Genomic DNA, 18053 nt, shown 5'->3' with positions numbered 1-18053 from the left:
GTCATTGCGGCGTAATAAAGCGATTGCCGCGATGGTAAAGAACCCAGCCTTCAGTCCGCTTGCAAAAAGGCGCCGGACTGCGTCCTTTTACTTCTGGATGCGTTTGCCCTGCGCGTCGATCACGGCTTCGCCGTCTTCCTTGCTGAACGCGCCTTGCTGCGGCGCCGGCAGGAGATCCAGCACCAGTTCGGAGGGACGGCACAGGCGTGCGCCCAGCGGCGTCGAGACAAAGGGACGGTTCAGCAGGATGGGGTGCTGTTCGATCGCGTCCAGCAGCGCGTCGTCAGAGAGCGAGGCGTCGTCCAGGCCCAGTTCCTGGTAAGGCGTGCCTTTCTCGCGCAGGGCCTCGCGCACGCTGACGCCAGCCTTCTTGAACAGTGCCTTAAGGGCGGCGCGCGAGGGCGGCGTTTCCAGGTACAGCACCACTTCGGGTTCGATGCCGGCGTTGCGGATCATGGCCAGGGTGTTGCGCGAGGTGCCGCACTTGGGGTTGTGGTAGATGGTTACGTCGGACATGGAAGCTCCTCTTTCCGGTGTGTCGTCATGCGTCATGCAAGGCTGTGAGCATAGTGCATTGGCGCTAGCGCTTCAGGCCCGCAGCTTCTTGCCCAGCCGCCGCCAGCCTATCACCGCGCCGGTCAGGCTGAGCGCCGCGCCGCCCAGGCTCAGGAATACCAGCAGGGCGTCCCATAGCGGGCGGCGCGACAAGAGGCCGGTCCAGTCCCAGCTATGCAGGAAGGCGAACAGCCAGCGGCTCGCGCGCGAACCGCTGTCCTGCCGGCTGACGATCTGTCCCGTGCGCGGGTCCAGATAGACCCAGGTCGCTTGGGGATCGTCATAGGCCAGGCGCCACACAGGCAAGGGCTTTTCGACATGGCCCAGCATCGCGTGCTCGTCGCGGGCGTAGTAGTAGAAGTCGTAGGCCTCCAGTGTTTCGGCGCTGGCGAGCCGCGCGCCGGGAACCAGCCGGGCGGCGGCGGCGCGCAGGGCCGCCCGGTCGAACGCATGGGGTTGCGCATCGCGGGCCGACAGCACCATGGGGGCGCCGGCGGCGCTGCGCGCCAGCACCACGTCCTGGCCGTCGGCGCGGGCCCAGCGCAGTTCGCGCGGCGTGGCGGGCAGGGCCGCGATCAGCTCGCCGGGCGCGGCCAGGCTGGCGCCCGGCGCGCCGGCATAGGCTGCCTGGGCCAGGGGTGGGGCGCCGCTGCTGAACAGCTTCCACGGGTTCATCGACATCAGCCCACTGAAGATCCAGGTGATGGTGATGGCCGCGAACAGCAGGCCGCTCCAGTGGTGCCAGCGCATGATGTTCTCGCGGTAGGGCGAGCGGCTGCCGCTGGCATAGGGCCGCGAAAAGCGCCAGCGCAGGATACCGACCACCGTCCCCGTCACTGCCAGCAATACGCCGGCCACCGACAGCCACACCACGATGTCGTGCCACCAACCGTCCAGCGCGTTGCCGCGGAACGGATACAGCCAGTGGATCCAGGCGCCCGCGTAGTTCCAGACGCGTTCGGCGCGGGTGGCGTCCAGCACCACCATGCCCGTGGCGGACGAGACGTAGAGCCGCGTGCGCGCCGGATCGTCCAGGTCCACCCGGTGCAGCGGCCGGTCGGGACCGAGCGCGCGCGAATGGGTATAGGCGTCCTCGTCGACCGTGCCTTGGTAATGGGCGGCATACTGGCCGCCCGACCAGGCGCGGGCCGTGGCTAGCGCGGTCGCGGCATCGGCTGGGGGCAGCAGCGCGCCGCTGGCGGCGTCCACCACCTTGGGCGCGCGGCGCGTCTCGGTCGGAACCAGATAGACCGGTGCGCCACCGCGGGCCGCAGCCAGCACCAGGCCAGCGGAGTCCTTGGCTCCCGCGGCTGTCAACGCCTGCGCGGGCGTCACGGCAATCGCGGCGGTGTCCAGCGCGGGCAGGTGCGCCAGGCGTTCCTGCGGCGTGAGCTTGGGATAGCCCACGTACATCATCACCACGCCGGAGATGAACCACATGGCGAAGAACAAGCACAGCACGATGCCCGTCCAGCGATGGATCAGGTACAGCCAGCGCTTGGCGCGCGCCGACAGCGGCGGACCGGCGCGATGCCGGGACGGGGAGGGGAGTGTCGTGTTCATGGCGGTCTGTCCCGGCGCGCCGCTCAGAAGCGGGCCTGCAAGGTGAGCTCGACCGAGCGCGGGGCGCCCAGGTAGTACATGGTAGGCGTCGCGTTCGCGGCGTAGACCTTGTCGGTCAGGTTGCGCACGCGCGCCGTCACGCTGAGGTTGCGGTTGATGCGGTGCGACAGCGCCGCGTCGAACACGGTGTAGGACGGCGTCCAGACGGTATTGGCGGCGTCGGCATACATACGGCCCACGTAGCGCGCCGCCATGCTGGCGGTCCAGTCGGGCAGGAAGGCGTAATCCAGCCAGACGTTGGCGAGGCGGCGCGGGGTGTTGGTCGGCACGTTGCCGTTGCGCGAGACCGCCACGCCGCCCACCGATTGCGAGAAGTCGTCGTACTGGGGATCGACGAAAGCGACGTTGCCTTGCAGGGACAGCTGGGACGTCAGCTGCAGGCCGCCGGCCAGTTCGATGCCGCGCGCCGATTGCGCGCCCACGGGCACGCTGACGCCGGGGTTGTTCGGGTCCGAGGTGGCGATGTTCTTGCGCTTGATCTCATAGACCGCCACGGTGGCCGTGCCGCGGCCGTCCCAGAAGTTGAACTTGCCGCCCACTTCGGCCTGCCTGCCGGTACTGAGCTTGTCATTGCTCAGCACGTCGGCGAACGAGGCCGTCGCCAGGATGCCCGACGGGGGATCCGCCGCGGTGGCGTACTGCGCGTACAGCGTAGCTTCCGGGCTCAGCTCCCAGTTCACGCCCAGCCGTCCGGTCAGCGGAGAGTAGCTGCGCTGCGCGCTGGCGGGCGAGGTCGCGGTGACGGCGCGGCGGTTGGTCAGGTCCAGGTCGATGAAGTCCTTGCGCAGCGCCGACACGATGGCCACGCCGGGCAGCACCGTGGTGCGATTCTCCATCGTCAGCGCCAGCGTGCGGATGCGGTTGTCGCGGTCGGCGACATGGCCGCGCTTCATGCCGGGGATGTCGTAGAAATCGCCGGCCGAGAAGTCGTAGGGATCCACCGCGTCCACCTGGGCGGGCAGGCTGGTGGGATAGCGGGTGATCTTGTTCTGGCTGACGTCCACACCAAAGGACCAGTCGCTGGGCAGGCCGGCCAGGGTCGAGCGGTACAGCCCTTCCACGCGGTTGCCGATCAGGCTTTGCTCGTGGCGCTGCAGCAGCGCGCCGGAGCGCAGCACCAGGCTGTTGCCAGCGTTCAGGCGGTAGCTTTCCAGGTTGCGATAATCGCGTTCAGCGCGATAGTAGTAGAGCGTGTTCTTGAAGGTCAGATTCGAGCCGGCGCGCCATTCGGTCAGGGAGCGCGCCCACAGCACCGACTGCTCGTACAGGCCATCGTTGACGTTGTAGTTCTTGAAGCGTGTGCCATCCAGGATGCGGCCCGTGCCCTGCACCACACCGTTGGCGCCGGTTTTCAGCGGCGTGCCCCAGTAGGGGCGGTCGACCTGTTCGCGCTGGTACTCGAAGGCGAAAGTCTGGGTCACGTCAGCGCCCAGGTCGGACAGCAGCGAGGCGGCCACCTGGCTGGCGCGGGAATGGTTGCCGTCGACCCAGCCGTGGCTGGAATCGGTATTGGCGTCGATGCGCAGATAGTGGCCGCGGCCGCCAGGCTCGCCCGTCAGCTGCTGGTTCAGGCCGACCGATAGCTGGCGGCTGTCGAACGAACCCAACCGCAACTGGCCGTCGTAGAAAGTGTCGCGCTCGGGCAGCTTGGTGACGTAGTTGATGGCGCCGCCCACCGCGCCCGCGCCGAACAGGAAGGTGGAGGGGCCGCCTATCGCTTCGACCCGGTCATAGATCCAGCTGTCCACCGGCCGCGCTGCGATCGAGTCGTACTGCACGGAGATGCCGTTGAACAGTTGCGAGACCTGGCCGCCGGAGAAGCCGCGGTAGCTGACCGCGCCGGCATTGCCGGGCGGCGAGGCGTTGTCCACGCCGGGGATGCCACGGGCGATCTCCTGGGTGTTCAAGGAGCCGCGCGCCTCGATCTGCTCGCGCGAGATCACGGTGACGCTGGCCGGCGTTTCGCGCAGGGTCAGGTCCAGGCGGCTGCCGGTGCTGTCGCGCGCGTTCAGATTGATGGGGCCGTTGGGGGCGGGCGCTTCGGCGCTTGCGCCATGCACGGTGGTGGGCGCCAGGGTTTGCACGGCGGGTTCCGTGGGCTGGGCCTGGGCGGAGCCGCTGGCGAGCGCGCCCAGCAGCAGGGTGTAGGTCGTGGTTTTCTTCATGTCTGGAACCGGTGGTCCGGCCCGCGCGCCCCGCTGCCCTCCGGGGACGGGCGGGGCTGGTCGGGGCGCATGAGCCTGAATGACGGCACGCCTCTGGACGCGCGGTCGGCGCGGACGGAAGGTGGCGGCGGGGTAACAGCGTGCGGACGCGGACCGGCCGCCGTCAGGCGGCGGGGCGCGCCGGCTCAGACTGCTGGCGGTGCGCGCGGCTGCGCCGCGCTCCAGGCATGAAGAGGATGCGCCGCGAGGAAGAACAGCGGCGGATAGGTGATGGCGCGCCCGAGCGGGGCGGGTACGACGGGAACGGGCGCGGGCAGGATGCCCACGTCGGCACCAGGGTTGCGGCACAACGGGCAGTGATGGCTGTCGCCGTGACTGTCCGCCTGGCTGCCGTCATCGTTGTTGCCCGGCACCTCCAGGGAGAATGAGGCTTGTCCCGCGCCTTCGCTGGTGCAGAAGTCGACGCTGATGCGATGGGCGTTGTGGCTGGCCGGAGACAGGCTCAGCGCATTCGCCAGCGACGGCGCCAACGACGCCCACAGGATCGCGACGAGCGCGATCCAGACGGCAGGGCGGGTCAGGTAGGCAGCGGAGCACATGGCGCCCGATTATATCGGAGCAGATGGGGCTGCCGTCCAGCGTATGCCAGGAATAATCGAGGCCCGGCTCAGGCCCTAGACCGACAGATGCCGCCGCACGTCCTCGCCATCGATCGCACCGCGGTCGCCGCGCGCCACCACCTCGCCGCGGGACAGCACCACGAACTGGTCCGCCAGCTCGCGGGCGAAGTCGAAGTACTGCTCGCACAGCAGGATGGCGATGTCGCCGCGCTGGCGCAGCATGTGGATGACGCGGGCGATGTCCTTGATGATGGACGGCTGGATGCCTTCGGTGGGCTCGTCCAGGATGATGAGCTTGGGCTCGGCCACCAGGGCGCGGGCGATCGCCAGTTGTTGCTGCTGCCCGCCGGACAGGTCGCCGCCGCGGCGCGACAGCATGGTCCGCAGCACCGGGAACAGCTCGTACACCTCTTCCTTGATACGGCGGGCGCGCGCCGCCGGCTTGGCCGCCATGCCCATCAGGATGTTCTCTTCCACCGTCAGCCGCGCGAAGATGTCGCGGCCTTGCGGCACATAGGCCATGCCGCGCGCGGCGCGCTGGTGCGGCTCCAGGCGCGTGACGTCGGCGCCGTCGAAGGCGATGCCGCCGCGCGCCACCGGCAGCACGCCCATCACGCATTTGAGCAAGGTGGTCTTGCCCACGCCGTTGCGGCCCAGCAGCGCCAGGCATTCGCCCTGGCGCAAGGACAGCGACACGCCGCGCAGGGTGTGGCTGCCGCCGTAGTATTGGTCGATCGCGTTCACGTCCAGCATTTCAGCGCCCCAAATAAACTTCGATGACGCGCGGATCGGCCTGCACCTTGCTCATCGGTCCTTCGGCCAGCACCGAGCCTTCATGCAGCACCGTGACCTTGCCGTTGCCCGCGATCTGGTTGACGAAGTCCATGTCATGCTCCACCACCATCAGCGAATGGCGTCCGCGCAGCTCGTTGAGCAGCTCGCCGGTGCGTTCGGTCTCGGCGTCGGTCATGCCCGCCACCGGTTCGTCCAGCAGCAGCAATTGCGGCTCCTGCATCAGCAGCATGCCGATCTCCAGCCACTGCTTCTGGCCGTGCGATAGCAACCCGGCGGGCAGCGCCGCTTCCGGCCGCAGCCGGATCAGGTCCAGCGTCTCGCCGATCTTGTCGGCCTGTTCGCCGCTCAGCCGCGCGAACAGCGTGGGCCGCACGCGCTTGTCGGTCTTCATCGCCAGCTCCAGGTTTTCGAACACGCTGTGCTGCTCGAACACCGTGGGCCGCTGGAATTTGCGGCCGATGCCGGCATGCGCGATCTGCGCTTCGTTGAGCGTCGCGAGGTCTATGCTCTGGCCGAAGTAGGCCGTGCCCGAAGTGGGCCGGGTCTTGCCAGTGATGACGTCCATCATGGTGGTCTTGCCGGCGCCGTTGGGGCCGATGATGCAGCGCAGTTCGCCTACGCCTATGTCCAGCGTCAGGTCGTTGAGGGCCTTGAAGCCGTCGAAACTGACCGTGATGCCTTCCAGGTAGAGGATGGCGCCGTGGCTGGTGTCCAGGCCCTTGGGGTTGACGCGGCCATAGCCGGCGTCGCCGCTGGGGCCGCCGTCGAGCGCGGCGGATTCGATATGCGTGCTGCTCATGCCTTGTTCCCCTGGATGCGGGCGGAGATGCGGCGCGCCAGGCCGACGATGCCGGTGGGCAGGAACAGCGTCACCAGTACGAAGATCAGGCCCAGCGCATACAGCCAGAACTCCGGCAGCACGCTGGTGAACCAGGTCTTCAGGCCGTTGACGGCGCCTGCGCCGATGATGGGGCCGACCAGCGTGCCGCGCCCGCCGGTGGCGACCCAGATCACCATTTCGATGGAGGTCTCGGTGGACATCTCGCTGGGGTTGATGATGCCGACCTGCGGCACGTAGAGCGCGCCGGCGATGCCGCATAGCACTGCGGACAGGGTCCAGACGAACAGCTTGAAGCCCAGAGGGTCGTAGCCGATGAAGCGCAGGCGGCTTTCGGCGTCGCGCACGGCGGTCAGTACGCGGCCCAGCTTGCTCTGCGTGACCAGCCGCGCCAGGATCAGGGCGCCGGCCAGCGCCGCCAGCGTGATCCAGTACAGCGCGGCGCGCGTGCCCGGCGCGGTGATGTCGAAGCCCAGGATGCGCTTGAAGTCGGTGAAGCCGTTGTTGCCGCCGAAGCCTGTGTCGTTGCGGAAGAACAGCAGCATCGCGGCGAAGGTCAACGCCTGCGTGATGATGGAAAAGTACACGCCCTTGATGCGCGAGCGGAAGGCGAAGTAGCCGAACACGAAGGCCAGCACGCCCGGTACCAGCACCACCAGCAGCATGGCGTACCAGAAGTGTTCGGTAAAGGACCAGTACCAGGGGTAGCTCTTCCAGTCCAGGAATACCATGAAGTCGGGCAGATCGCTCTGGTAGACGCCGTCGCGGCCGATGGCGCGCATCAGGTACATGCCGTGCGCATAGCCGCCCAGCGCGAAGAACAGGCCGTGTCCCAGCGACAGGATGCCGGCATAGCCCCACACCAGATCCAGCGCCAGCGCCGCCATGGCGTAGCACATGAACTTGCCCAGCAGCGCCACGGCATAGGCCGACACATGCAGCGCATGGCCGGGCGGGAAGACGAGATTCAGCCAGGGCAGCAGCGCCAGCAGCGCCACGGCCGCGGCCAGGGCCGCCCATACGCGGCCCGAGTACAGCGGGCGGCGGGTCAGCAGATTGAGGTCAGTCAGCGCGTTCTGTTTCATTCGACACTCCGGCCGCGGGGGGCGAACAGGCCTTGCGGCCGCTTTTGGACGAACAGCACGATCAGCGCGAGGATGGTGATCTTGGCCATGACGGCTCCCGTGTAAGGCTCCAGGAATTTATTGACGCCGCCCAGGCCTAGCGCGGCGATGACGGTGCCGGCCAATTGGCCCACGCCGCCCAGCACCACCACCATGAACGAATCGACGATGTAGCCGCGGCCCAGGTCCGGTCCCACATTGCCCAGTTGGGACAGCGCCACCCCAGCCAGCCCGGCGATGCCGGAGCCCAGGCCGAAGGCCAGCATGTCGACGCGGCCGGTGGGTACGCCCACGCAGTCGGCCATGCGGCGGTTCTGTGTGATGGCGCGCACGAACAGGCCCAGGCGGGTATGGTTCAGCAGCGCCCACACCAGGAACACCACGAAGAAGGCGAAGCCGATGATGACCAGGCGGTTGTAGCTCAGCACCAGTCCGCCCAGCACCGTGACGCCGCCGGACATCCAGCCGGGATTGCCCACCTCGACGTTCTGCGCGCCGAACAGCGTGCGCACGCCCTGCATCAGGATCAGGCTGATGCCCCAGGTGGCCAGCAGCGTTTCCAGCGGCCGGCCATAGAGCCAGCGTATGACGGTGCGCTCCAGCGCCATGCCGACCAGCGCGGTCACGGCAAAGGCCAGCGGCAACGCGGCCAGCACGTACCAGTCCAGCCAGCCCGGCAGCCAGGCGCGGAACGCCGTCTGCACCACATAGGTCACGTAGGCGCCTATCATCAGCAGCTCGCCGTGCGCCATGTTGATCACGCCCATCAGGCCGAAGGTGATGGCCAGGCCCAGCGCCGCCAGCAGCAGCACGCTGCCCAGGCTGATGCCGTAGAACAGGTTGCCGGCCCATTCGATGGTGGTCAGGTGGCGGTCGATCTGTTTGAGCGCACGGCCGGCGGCCTCACGCACGCCGGCGTCGGGCTCGGCGTAAGCGCCGTCGCGTTCCTCGGCCAGGGCGGCCAGGGTGGGGCGGAAGGCGGCGCTGCGGGTGCCGCCCAGCAGCTCCACCGCGTGGCGCCGCTTGGCAGGATCGCTGCTCTTCAATTCCAGGTTGGCCTGCGCGATCAGCAGCGCGTCGCGCACGGCCTCGTTCTTTTCCGCGGCCAGGGCCTTCTCCAGCATGGGCAGGCGCGCCGGGTCGCCGGTTTGTTGCAGGCGGCGAGCCGCCGCCAGACGCTCGGCGGGTTGTTCGGAGTACAGGCGTGAGCCGGCCAGCGCGGCCTCGATGGCGCGGCGCAGGCGGTTGTTGATGCCTATGGCGCCCGCGTCCGCGGGCAGCTCGGCGGCGGCGCCCGTGGCCGCGTCGGTGGCGCGCGCGCCGCCGTTGCCGATCAGCACGCGGCCATCGGGGGCGGCATAGAGCCGGTCCTCGCCCAGCGCCTGCAGCACCGCTGCCGCTTCGGGTTCGGGCAACTGGCCCAGCGCGGCAATCGTCTGGAGCTTGGCGTCCGTGTCGTCGCCGGCCAGCGGCGCCAGCAGGGCTGGGTCCACGCCGCCGGCCGCCGCCGGGGCGGCAGCGAGCGGCAGGGACACCAGCCAAGCCAGCAGGAAACGACGCAAGTAGAGTGCGATTGCCGCGATGCGCATGGCTGCTTGTTCCCAGTGCGTTAGAGACCTTGCTTGCCTTCGTTGCCCGGGATGTACGGGCTCCAGGGCTGGGCGCGGATCGGACCCTTGCTCTTCCACACCACGCTGAACTGGCCGTCCGCCTTGATCTCGCCGATGTAGACCGGCTTGTGCAGGTGGTGGTTGGTCGGGTCCATCTCGATGGTGTAGCCGTCGGGCGCATTGAACTTCTGGCCGCCCATGGCCGCGATTACCTTGTCCACGTCCGTGGTCTTGGCTTGTTCCACCGCCTGCTTCCACATGTGGATGCCGATGTAGGTGGCCTCCATCGGATCGTTGGTCACCACCGTATTGGCGTTGGGCAGGTTCTTGGTCTTGGCATAGGCCTTCCACTTCTGGATGAAGGCGTCGTTGACCGGGTTCTTGACCGACTGGAAGTAGTTCCACGCGGCCAGGTGGCCTACCAGCGGCTTGGCGTCGACGCCGCGCAATTCCTCTTCGCCGACCGAGAACGCCACCACCGGCACGTCGGTGGCCTTCAGGCCGGCATTGCCCAGCTCCTTGTAGAAGGGCACGTTGGAGTCGCCGTTGATGGTTGAGATGACGGCCGTCTTGCCGCCGGTGGCGAACTTCTTGATGTTAGCGACGATGGTCTGGTAGTCGGAATGGCCGAAGGGCGTGTAGACCTCGTCGATGTCGCTGTCCTTGACGCCCTTGGAATGCAGGAAGGCGCGCAGGATCTTGTTGGTGGTGCGCGGATAGACGTAGTCGGTGCCCAGCAGCACGAAGCGCTTGGCCCCGCCGCCGTCTTCGCTCATCAGGTATTCGACGGCGGGTATGGCCTGCTGGTTGGGCGCGGCGCCGGTGTAGAACACGTTCTTTTCCAGCTCTTCGCCTTCGTATTGCACCGGGTAGAAGAGCAGGCCGTTGAGCTCCTTGAACACCGGCAGCACGGACTTGCGCGACACCGAGGTCCAGCAGCCGAAGACGACCGCCACCTTGTCCTGGGACAAAAGCTGGCGCGACTTCTCGGCGAACAGCGGCCAGTTCGACGCGGGGTCCACCACCACGGCTTCGAGCTTCTTGCCCATCACGCCGCCATTGGCGTTGATTTCCTCGATGGCCATCAGGGCAACGTCCTTCAGCGACGTTTCCGAGATTGCCATCGTGCCCGAGAGCGAATGCAGGATGCCGACTTTGATGGTGTCTTCGGCGGCGTGTACCTGGGGCATCCATCCAGACATGGCCAACAGGCTCACGGCGGTCAGTTGCTTAAGGGCTAGTCTGCGTTTCATGGTGACTCCTGATGGGAATGTGCCGGTCGCGCCGGCGAGAACGATCTGAACAACACCCGACGACCAGAACCTCAAAGCAAAAGGCATGCCAACCACGCGCTGACGTGCGGTCCGCTATATGCAGGGGGGATGGGACGCGAGCATCGTGGAGCGCGGCGCGCAAGACGCCAGTGATCGATCTGGTGCCGCATGCACAACATGGGTGCGCGCGGCGCTCGTTGGCGGTGCGTGCGGGGTGGGGCGTCGTCATGCGCGCCTGGCGGCTTGGAGCGCGCCGCCGCAGGAGAAGGGGGAAAACGCGGGGCGGCGGCCAACATGGCACGCCGATTGCTTGGGAATCCGTACTTGTATACAAGAAAGGACTCCAGCATGAACGCCGTAGCAACGCACAAAGGCCCCGTCGCATGGACGATCGCGCAATGGCAGGCCGCCTACCGCGATGAGGGCGCCACGCCCGAGACTCTGCTGGCTGCATGGGCCGAACGCGGCGGCCAGCCGGACAATGCCTGGATCAAGCGCGTGGACGGTGCCCTGCTGGCGCGGCAGCTCGATGCCCTGCATGGGTTGCTGGAAGCCGCCGGCGGCGATCTGAAGCGGCTGCCGCTGTATGGCGTGCCGTTTGCGGTCAAGGACAACATCGACGCCGCAGGCTGGCCCACCACGGCGGCCTGCCCGGAATTCGCCTATACGCCTGAGCAGGACGCCACCGTCGTCGCCCGGCTGCGCGCGGCGGGCGCCATCCTGGTGGGCAAGACCAACCTGGATCAGTTCGCCACCGGACTGGTGGGCACGCGTTCGCCGCTGGGCCCCGTGGCCAATACCTTCAATCCGGAATACGTCAGCGGCGGCTCCAGTTCGGGCTCCGCGTCCGTCGTAGCGCGTGGCCTGGCGGCGTTTTCGCTGGGTACCGACACCGCAGGTTCGGGTCGCGTGCCGGCGGGCTTTAACAACATCGTCGGCCTCAAACCCACCAAGGGCCGGCTCAGCACGGCCGGCGTGGTGCCGGCATGCCGCACGCAGGATTGCGTGTCGGTGTTCGCGTTGACGGTGGATGACGCGGAATTGGTGGCCGATATCGCGGCCGGCTTCGACGAGCGCGATCCCTATTCGCGCGCCCAGCCGGCAGGCAGCGTACATCCGTGGCCGGCGCAGCCCAGGCTGGCGATACCCGCGCAGCTGGAATTCTTCGGCGATGCGCAGGCGGCGGCCGCGTTCGACGCGGCGGTACGCGTCCTGAAGGCGTCCGGCGCGACGGTCGAGCCCATGGACTTCACGCCGTTCAGCGAGCTGGCGGCGCTGCTGTATCAGGGGCCCTGGGTGGCCGAGCGCTTTGCCGCCGTGGAAGCACTGTGGCAGAAGAACCCTGGCGCCATCCATCCGGTGGTGCGCGGCATCGTCGAGCAGGCCGCCAACTACAGCGCGCTGGACGCGTTCAAGGCGGAGTACCGGCGCGCGGATCTGGCGCGGCGCATCCTTCAGTCGCTGGCGGGCTTCGACGCGTTGGTCGTGCCGACCGCGCCGTCGATCTACACCATCACCCAACTGGACGCCGATCCGGTGGCGCTGAATTCACGGCTGGGGATCTACACCAACTTTGCGAACCTGGCGGACCTGTCGGCGCTGGCGCTGCCCGCCGGCATGCGCGACGACGGCCTGCCCGCAGGCATCACGCTGATCGGGCTGGCGTGGCAGGACCATGCCCTGGCGCAGTTTGGCCGCCAGTGGCAGGCGCGTCTCGGCCTGCCGCTGGGCGCCACCGGCGCACCGCTGCCCGCCATCAGCCCTGCCCGGGCGCCGGCGGGCGACACGGTGCGTGTGTCCGTGGTCGGCGCGCACTTGCGCGGCATGCCGCTGAACCATCAGCTGACCTCGCGCCGCGCGGTGTTCGTCGAGCAGACGCACACAGCCGGCGATTACCGCCTGTATGCCCTGGCAAAAACATCGCCGCCCAAGCCCGGCCTGGTGAAGTCCGCGAGCGGCGCGCCCATCGAGGTCGAGCTCTGGGATGTGCCGCTGGCTGCCTTCGGCGCCTTCGTGGCCGAGATCCCCGCGCCGCTGGGCATCGGCACGCTGGAGCTGGCGGACGGCCGGCAGGTCAAGGGCTTCATCTGCGAGCCGCGCGGCCTGGAGGGCGCGCGCGACATCACGGAGTTCGGCGGCTGGCGCGCCTACCTGGCCAGCCTGGCCTGATCTCCGCTTTCGATAACCCCCGCAAGAAACCTGGGAGTCGCACCGTGTTCGATACCGTTCTGATTGCCAACCGCGGCGAGATCGCCGTCCGCGCCATCCGCACCCTCAAGCGGCTGGGCATCCGCAGCGTGGCCGTCTACTCCGACCCGGACCGCAATGCCGCCCACGTGCGCGCGGCCGACGTGGCCGTGGCGCTGGGCGGCGAGAAGGCCGCCGACAGCTACCTGCGCATGGACCTGCTGCTGGCCGCCGCCCGAGAGCATGGCGCGCAGGCCATCTACCCCGGCTACGGCTTCCTGTCCGAAAGCGCCGAGTTCGCGCAGGCCTGCGAGGACGCCGGCATCGCGTTCGTCGGCCCGACGCCGCTGCAGATCCGCGAGTTCGGCCTGAAGCACCGTTCGCGCGAACTGGCGGCCGAGGCTGGCGTGCCGATGACGCCGGGCACGGGCTTGCTGGGCAGCCTGGGCGAAGCGCTGTCGCAGGCTGAGCGCATAGGCTATCCGGTGATGCTCAAGAGCACGGCGGGCGGCGGCGGCATCGGCCTTTCGCGCTGCGACAACGAGGCCGAACTGACCGCGGCCTTCGATAGCGTGCAGCGCATGGGCGAGCATTTCTTCAGCGACGGCGGCGCCTTCATCGAGCGCTACGTCGACAATGCGCGCCACGTCGAGGTGCAGATCTTCGGCGACGGCGCCGGCCGCGTGCTGGCTTTGGGCGAACGCGATTGCTCGGTGCAGCGCCGCAACCAGAAGGTAATCGAAGAGACGCCCGCGCCGCTGCTGCCCGTCGCCACGCGCCAGGCGTTGCACGCCGCCGCCGTGCGGCTGGGCGAGTCGGTCAACTACCGTTCCGCCGGCACCGTGGAGTTCATCTACGACGCGACGCGCGACAGCTTCTATTTCCTGGAGGTCAATACCCGTTTGCAGGTCGAGCATCCCGTGACGGAAGCCGTCACCGGCCTGGACCTGGTGGAATGCATGTTGCGCGTGGCCGCGGGCGAGCCGCTGGACTACGCCGCCATGTCGCGCGCGCCGCAGGGCGCGTCGATCGAGGTGCGCCTGTACGCCGAGGATCCGCTGCGCCAGTTCCAGCCGTCGCCGGGCGTGTTGACCGATGTGTTCTTTCCGCAAGGCCTGCGGGTGGACGGCTGGGTCGCAACCGGCACCGAGGTGCCGGCGTTCTACGACCCCATGCTGGCCAAGCTGATCGTGCACGCCGGCACGCGCGAGGCCGCGCTGGACAAGCTGGCGCACGCGCTGGCCCGCACCCGCCTGCATGGCATCGCCACCAACCTGGACTATCTGCGGCAGATCGTGGATGACGCGCGCTTTCGAGCCGGAGAGCTGTCCACGCGCTTCCTGGAAACCTTCACGTACCGGCCCGCGGCGATCGAGGTGCTGGCCGCTGGCACCTACACCAGCGTGCAGGACTATCCGGGGCGGGTAGGCTACTGGGACATCGGCGTGCCGCCCTCGGGACCGATGGACGACTATGCCTTCCGCATGGCCAACCGCATCGTCGGCAATGCGCCCGATGCAGCCGGCATCGAGGCCACGCTGGTCGGCCCTACCTTGCGTTTTCACGGCGATGCCATCGTGGCACTGACGGGCGCGGCCTGCGCAGCCACGCTGGATGGCGTACCCATGCCCATGTGGACGCCGGTGACCGTGCTGTCCGGCCAGGTGCTGGCAGCCGGCCGTGCGCTGTCGGGCTGCCGCAGCTATCTGGCCGTGCGTCACGGCCTGGACGTGCCGGTCTATCTAGGCAGCCGTTCGACCTTTGCGTTGGGCCAGTTCGGTGGCCATGCCGGCCGTACTTTGCGCGTGGGCGACATGCTGCCACGGGTCCGCCCCGGGCTGGCCAATGACGCCGGCGAGCCCATATGCGAACCCCAGGCCGCGCCCGCCGAACTGATCCCGGCGTACGGCAACGCCTGGGAAATCGGCGTGCTCTACGGCCCGCACGGCGCGCCGGATTTCTTCCGGCCCGAAGCCATCGAAACCTTCTTCGCCGCGGACTGGGAAGTGCATTACAACTCCAACCGGCTGGGTGTGCGCCTGATCGGTCCCAAGCCGACCTGGGCGCGCGAGGACGGCGGCGAGGCCGGCCTGCATCCGTCCAACATCCACGATTGTGAGTACGCCATCGGCAGCATCAACTTCACCGGCGACAGCCCCGTCATCCTGACGCGCGACGGCCCCAGCCTGGGCGGCTTCGTTTGCCCCGTTACCATCGCCCGCGCCGAATTGTGGAAGGTCGGGCAGGTCAAGCCGGGCGATCGTATCCGTTTCGTGCGGATCGATTATCAACAGGCTGTGGCGCTGGAGGCGGCGCAGGACCGCAGCGTGGCCGAGCTGGCGGCGCCCGCGCAAGCCCGGGCCGCCGACATGCCCCGGCACGCTGACGCCGCCGCAACGCATGCCGCGCCGGCGGAACCCATCGTGGCGGCGCTGGCCGCCGCGGGCACGCGCCCCTCGGTGTCCTACCGCCAGGCGGGCGACGGCTATCTGCTGCTGGAATACGGTGACAACGTGCTGGATCTGGCGTTGCGCATGCGCATCCACCTGCTGATGGAGGCGCTTAGCGCCGATCCCATCGCCGGCGTGCTGGAGCTGTCGCCGGGCGTGCGTTCGCTGCAGATCCGCTACGACAGCCGCGTTGTCCTGCAAGGCGCGCTGATCGAGCGCCTGCTGCGGATCGAGACCGGCCTGGCCGATGTGGCCACGCTCAAGGTGCCGACCCGCGTGGTCTATCTGCCGATGGCGTTCGAGGACTCGGCCACGCTGGGCGCGGTGCAGCGTTATCAGGAAACAGTGCGCGCCAGCGCGCCCTGGCTGCCGAACAACGTGGACTTCATCCAGCGCATCAACGGCCTGGCCAGCCGCAAGCAGGTCCGCGATATCGTGTTCGACGCCAGCTATCTGATCATGGGCCTGGGCGACGTCTACCTGGGCGCGCCTTGCGCGGTGCCGATAGACCCGCGCCACCGCCTGCTGACCTCCAAGTACAACCCGGCCCGCACGTTCACGGCCGAAGGTACCGTGGGCATAGGCGGTGTGTACATGTGCATCTACGGCATGGATTCGCCCGGCGGCTATCAGTTGGTCGGACGCACCTTGCCCATCTGGAACAAGTTCCTGAAGAACCCGGTGTTCCAGGACGGCAAGCCCTGGCTGCTGCGCTTTTTCGATCAGGTGCGCTTCTACCCGGTGACCGAGGCTGAGCTCGATCTGCTGCGCGAGGACTTCCGCGAAGGCCGGGCCACGATCCGCATCGAGGAAGAGGTGTTCGACTTCGCCGCGCACCAGCGCTTCCTGGCGCAAGAGGCCGACAGCATTGCGGCGTTCCAGATGCGCCAGAAGAGCGCCTTCGATGCCGAGGTCGCCTTGTGGAAAAGCGAGGATGCCGCGGTGGAGCAGGACGCGGCTGCGCCCGAGCCCGAAGCCGAGGCGGCATTGAAAGAAGGCGAAAGCCTGGTCAGCGCCGACATGTGCGGCAACATCTGGAAGATTCCGGTTCAGGTGGGCCAGAGCGTTGCGGCCGGCGACACGCTGGTGGTGGTCGAAGCCATGAAGATGGAACTATCGGTCATTGCGCCCGCTTCCGGCACCGTTGCCGCGATCCGCTGCGTGCCGGGCAAACCCGTGAACGCCGGTGACCCGCTCATCGTGCTGGCCGAAGACGCGACCTGCCCCGTGGTTTGAGCATGCGTCTGGAATCCGAGCAGGCCGCTCCGGCCATCCGCCAGGCGCCGGCCTTGGCCGGCTCGCTGGCCGATCAGGTTTATCAGCGCCTGAAGGACGACCTGTTCGACTTCCGAGTGCTGCCGGGCGAGCGCTTCACCGAGGCCGAGGTGGCGGCCCGACTGGGTGTCAGCCGCACGCCGGTGCGGTTGGGACTGGCGCGGCTGGAGCGCGAGGGCTATGTGCTGCCGCGGCCGCGCAGCGGCTGGCAGGTGCGGCCCTTCGACTTCGAACGCTTCGAGGCGCTGTACGACGTGCGGGTGGCGCTGGAGCAGGCCGCGGTGGAACGGCTGTGCGCGCGCGAGCACATGGACGAGGCCGGCATTCTGGGCGCGCTGAAGGACGTGTGGCTGGCGCCGCCGCGGCAGCGCATCCTGGACGGACGCTTGGTGGCGCAACTGGACGAGGCCTTCCATTGTGCGCTGGTGGCCGCCGCCGGCAATCCCGAGATGGCGCAGATCCATCGCGACGTGACCGAGAAGATACGCATCGTGCGGCGGCTGGACTTCACCAAGGATTTTCGCGTCGACGCCACCTACGACGAGCACGCGGCCATCTTGCGGGCGGTGCTGGCGCGCCGCGCCGACGAGGCGGCACGCATGCTGCGTTCGCATATCGGCATTAGCCGCGCCGAGGTCCGCAAGATCACGCTGCATATGCTGCACGAGGCGCGCGAGCGCGCCGGCGGGCGGGGGCAGGCGTCTGCAGGCGCGGATACGCCCTAGCCCTGCAACTGCTGGTAGACTTCTTGCGACACGCGCAGCAACTCGTCGCGGCTGACTGCGCCCGACAGCGCGTAGCCGAACTGGCCTTCGACCCAATAAAACACCCGTACCGGGCCCTCCTGGGTGAACTGGAAGGCGGTCTGCCCACCCGCGGCCTCGCGGGTGACGTACAAGGTCAGGCGCTGGCCATCGGCTGCGCCGTACATGAAGAGGGCAACCGGCCCCGCGCCGCCGGGCAGCAGGCGTCCGCCCACCAACTCATAGCCGGCCTGCGACAGGGACGGCGGGCGCATGGTCGCGCCCATGCGTTTGGTCAGCCAGGTGACCAGGCCTTTTTCGTTGTCGGCGCCGACTTCCACGGGGCGGCCCATGTCGGGCGCGTAGACCGCGTGGGCGATGGCGGCGCGCTGGGCATAGCCGCCCGCGACGCGCTCCGGGCTGGCGGTGGCCAGCACCGCTTGCAGATGGCGCGCATCCATGGCGCCGCGGGTGATCCAGGCAGCGCTGGCGCTGATGGCAGCGATCGCCACGCCCGCGGCCAGCGCGCGCCAGGGCCAGGGGTTGGCGGGCCGCGCCAGGGGCAGGCGCAGCGGCAGCGGCTCGTCCAGCACCGGGTCCAGCATGGCGTGCAGCAGGCGCCGCTGTTCGCGCCATTCGTCGACCCGGGCCTGGTCTTGCGGATGCGCGTCCAGGAAGGTCTCGACCTCGGCGCGGCGCGCCGGCGGCAACTGGCCGTCCGCATAGGCATGCAGGTCGGCTTCGGTAATCGGGGTGCCCGCGCCGGGCACTGCGTGGAGGCGTTTCTCGTTCAT

At 68.4% G+C, this 18053-nt stretch carries 13 protein-coding genes; 3 read left to right on the top strand and 10 right to left on the bottom strand.

Going from position 1 to position 18053, the window contains the following annotated elements:
* Positions 1 to 87 precede the first annotated feature (87 nt).
* From arsC to urtA, 9 genes are all read right to left on the bottom strand, one after another.
* On the bottom strand, positions 88 to 516 hold the full coding sequence (gene arsC, locus AC6LKD_RS05640; RefSeq protein ID WP_013395845.1) for an arsenate reductase (glutaredoxin): 429 nt from the start codon (positions 514 to 516) through the stop codon (positions 88 to 90).
* Positions 517 to 588: 72 nt separating this feature from the next.
* On the bottom strand, positions 589 to 2118 hold the full coding sequence (locus tag AC6LKD_RS05635) for a PepSY domain-containing protein (RefSeq protein ID WP_498115486.1): 1530 nt from the start codon (positions 2116 to 2118) through the stop codon (positions 589 to 591).
* Positions 2119 to 2141: 23 nt separating this feature from the next.
* Positions 2142 to 4343: a TonB-dependent receptor gene (locus AC6LKD_RS05630; protein WP_498115485.1), complete on the bottom strand. Its 2202-nt coding sequence runs from the start codon at positions 4341 to 4343 to the stop codon at positions 2142 to 2144.
* 185 nt (positions 4344 to 4528) lie between these two features.
* Positions 4529 to 4942 (bottom strand): DUF2946 domain-containing protein, encoded by a 414-nt coding sequence (locus tag AC6LKD_RS05625; RefSeq protein WP_013395842.1) that lies wholly within the window; start codon positions 4940 to 4942, stop codon positions 4529 to 4531.
* Positions 4943 to 5017: 75 nt separating this feature from the next.
* Positions 5018 to 5716: an urea ABC transporter ATP-binding subunit UrtE gene (gene urtE / locus AC6LKD_RS05620; protein ID WP_013395841.1), complete on the bottom strand. Its 699-nt coding sequence runs from the start codon at positions 5714 to 5716 to the stop codon at positions 5018 to 5020.
* A gap of 1 nt (position 5717) precedes the next feature.
* On the bottom strand, positions 5718 to 6557 hold the full coding sequence (gene urtD, locus AC6LKD_RS05615) for an urea ABC transporter ATP-binding protein UrtD (protein WP_013395840.1): 840 nt from the start codon (positions 6555 to 6557) through the stop codon (positions 5718 to 5720).
* A complete protein-coding gene (urtC, locus tag AC6LKD_RS05610; RefSeq protein ID WP_013395839.1) occupies positions 6554 to 7681 on the bottom strand; it encodes an urea ABC transporter permease subunit UrtC in 1128 nt (375 codons plus the stop codon). Before urtC ends, urtD begins: the two co-directional genes overlap by 4 nt.
* Positions 7678 to 9309, bottom strand: a complete 1632-nt coding sequence (urtB, locus tag AC6LKD_RS05605) for an urea ABC transporter permease subunit UrtB (protein WP_013395838.1) — start codon at positions 9307 to 9309, stop codon at positions 7678 to 7680. The genes urtC and urtB overlap by 4 nt, the downstream gene beginning before the upstream one ends.
* A gap of 20 nt (positions 9310 to 9329) precedes the next feature.
* Positions 9330 to 10583 (bottom strand): urea ABC transporter substrate-binding protein, encoded by a 1254-nt coding sequence (gene urtA / locus AC6LKD_RS05600; protein WP_013395837.1) that lies wholly within the window; start codon positions 10581 to 10583, stop codon positions 9330 to 9332.
* Between the two features lie 369 nt (positions 10584 to 10952).
* Between urtA and atzF the strand changes: the two genes are divergently transcribed.
* Genes atzF through AC6LKD_RS05585 form a run of 3 tightly spaced genes read left to right on the top strand, consistent with a single transcriptional unit; the run spans position 10953 to position 17241 of the window.
* The gene (atzF, locus tag AC6LKD_RS05595; protein WP_498115484.1) at positions 10953 to 12773 is read left to right on the top strand and encodes an allophanate hydrolase; all 1821 of its coding nucleotides are present in this window, start codon (positions 10953 to 10955) and stop codon (positions 12771 to 12773) included.
* A 44-nt stretch (positions 12774 to 12817) separates the two neighbouring features.
* Positions 12818 to 16477, top strand: coding sequence for an urea carboxylase (uca, locus tag AC6LKD_RS05590; protein WP_498115483.1), 3660 nt, complete (start codon positions 12818 to 12820; stop codon positions 16475 to 16477).
* A gap of 2 nt (positions 16478 to 16479) precedes the next feature.
* On the top strand, positions 16480 to 17241 hold the full coding sequence (locus AC6LKD_RS05585; protein WP_498115482.1) for a GntR family transcriptional regulator: 762 nt from the start codon (positions 16480 to 16482) through the stop codon (positions 17239 to 17241).
* Here AC6LKD_RS05585 and AC6LKD_RS05580 read toward each other — a convergent pair.
* On the bottom strand, positions 17238 to 18053 hold the full coding sequence (locus AC6LKD_RS05580; protein WP_498115481.1) for an anti-sigma factor family protein: 816 nt from the start codon (positions 18051 to 18053) through the stop codon (positions 17238 to 17240). The genes AC6LKD_RS05585 and AC6LKD_RS05580 overlap by 4 nt on opposite strands.

Source organism: Achromobacter sp. D7-1 (genome assembly GCF_059760445.1).
This window is presented reverse-complemented; position numbering and strand designations above follow the sequence as displayed.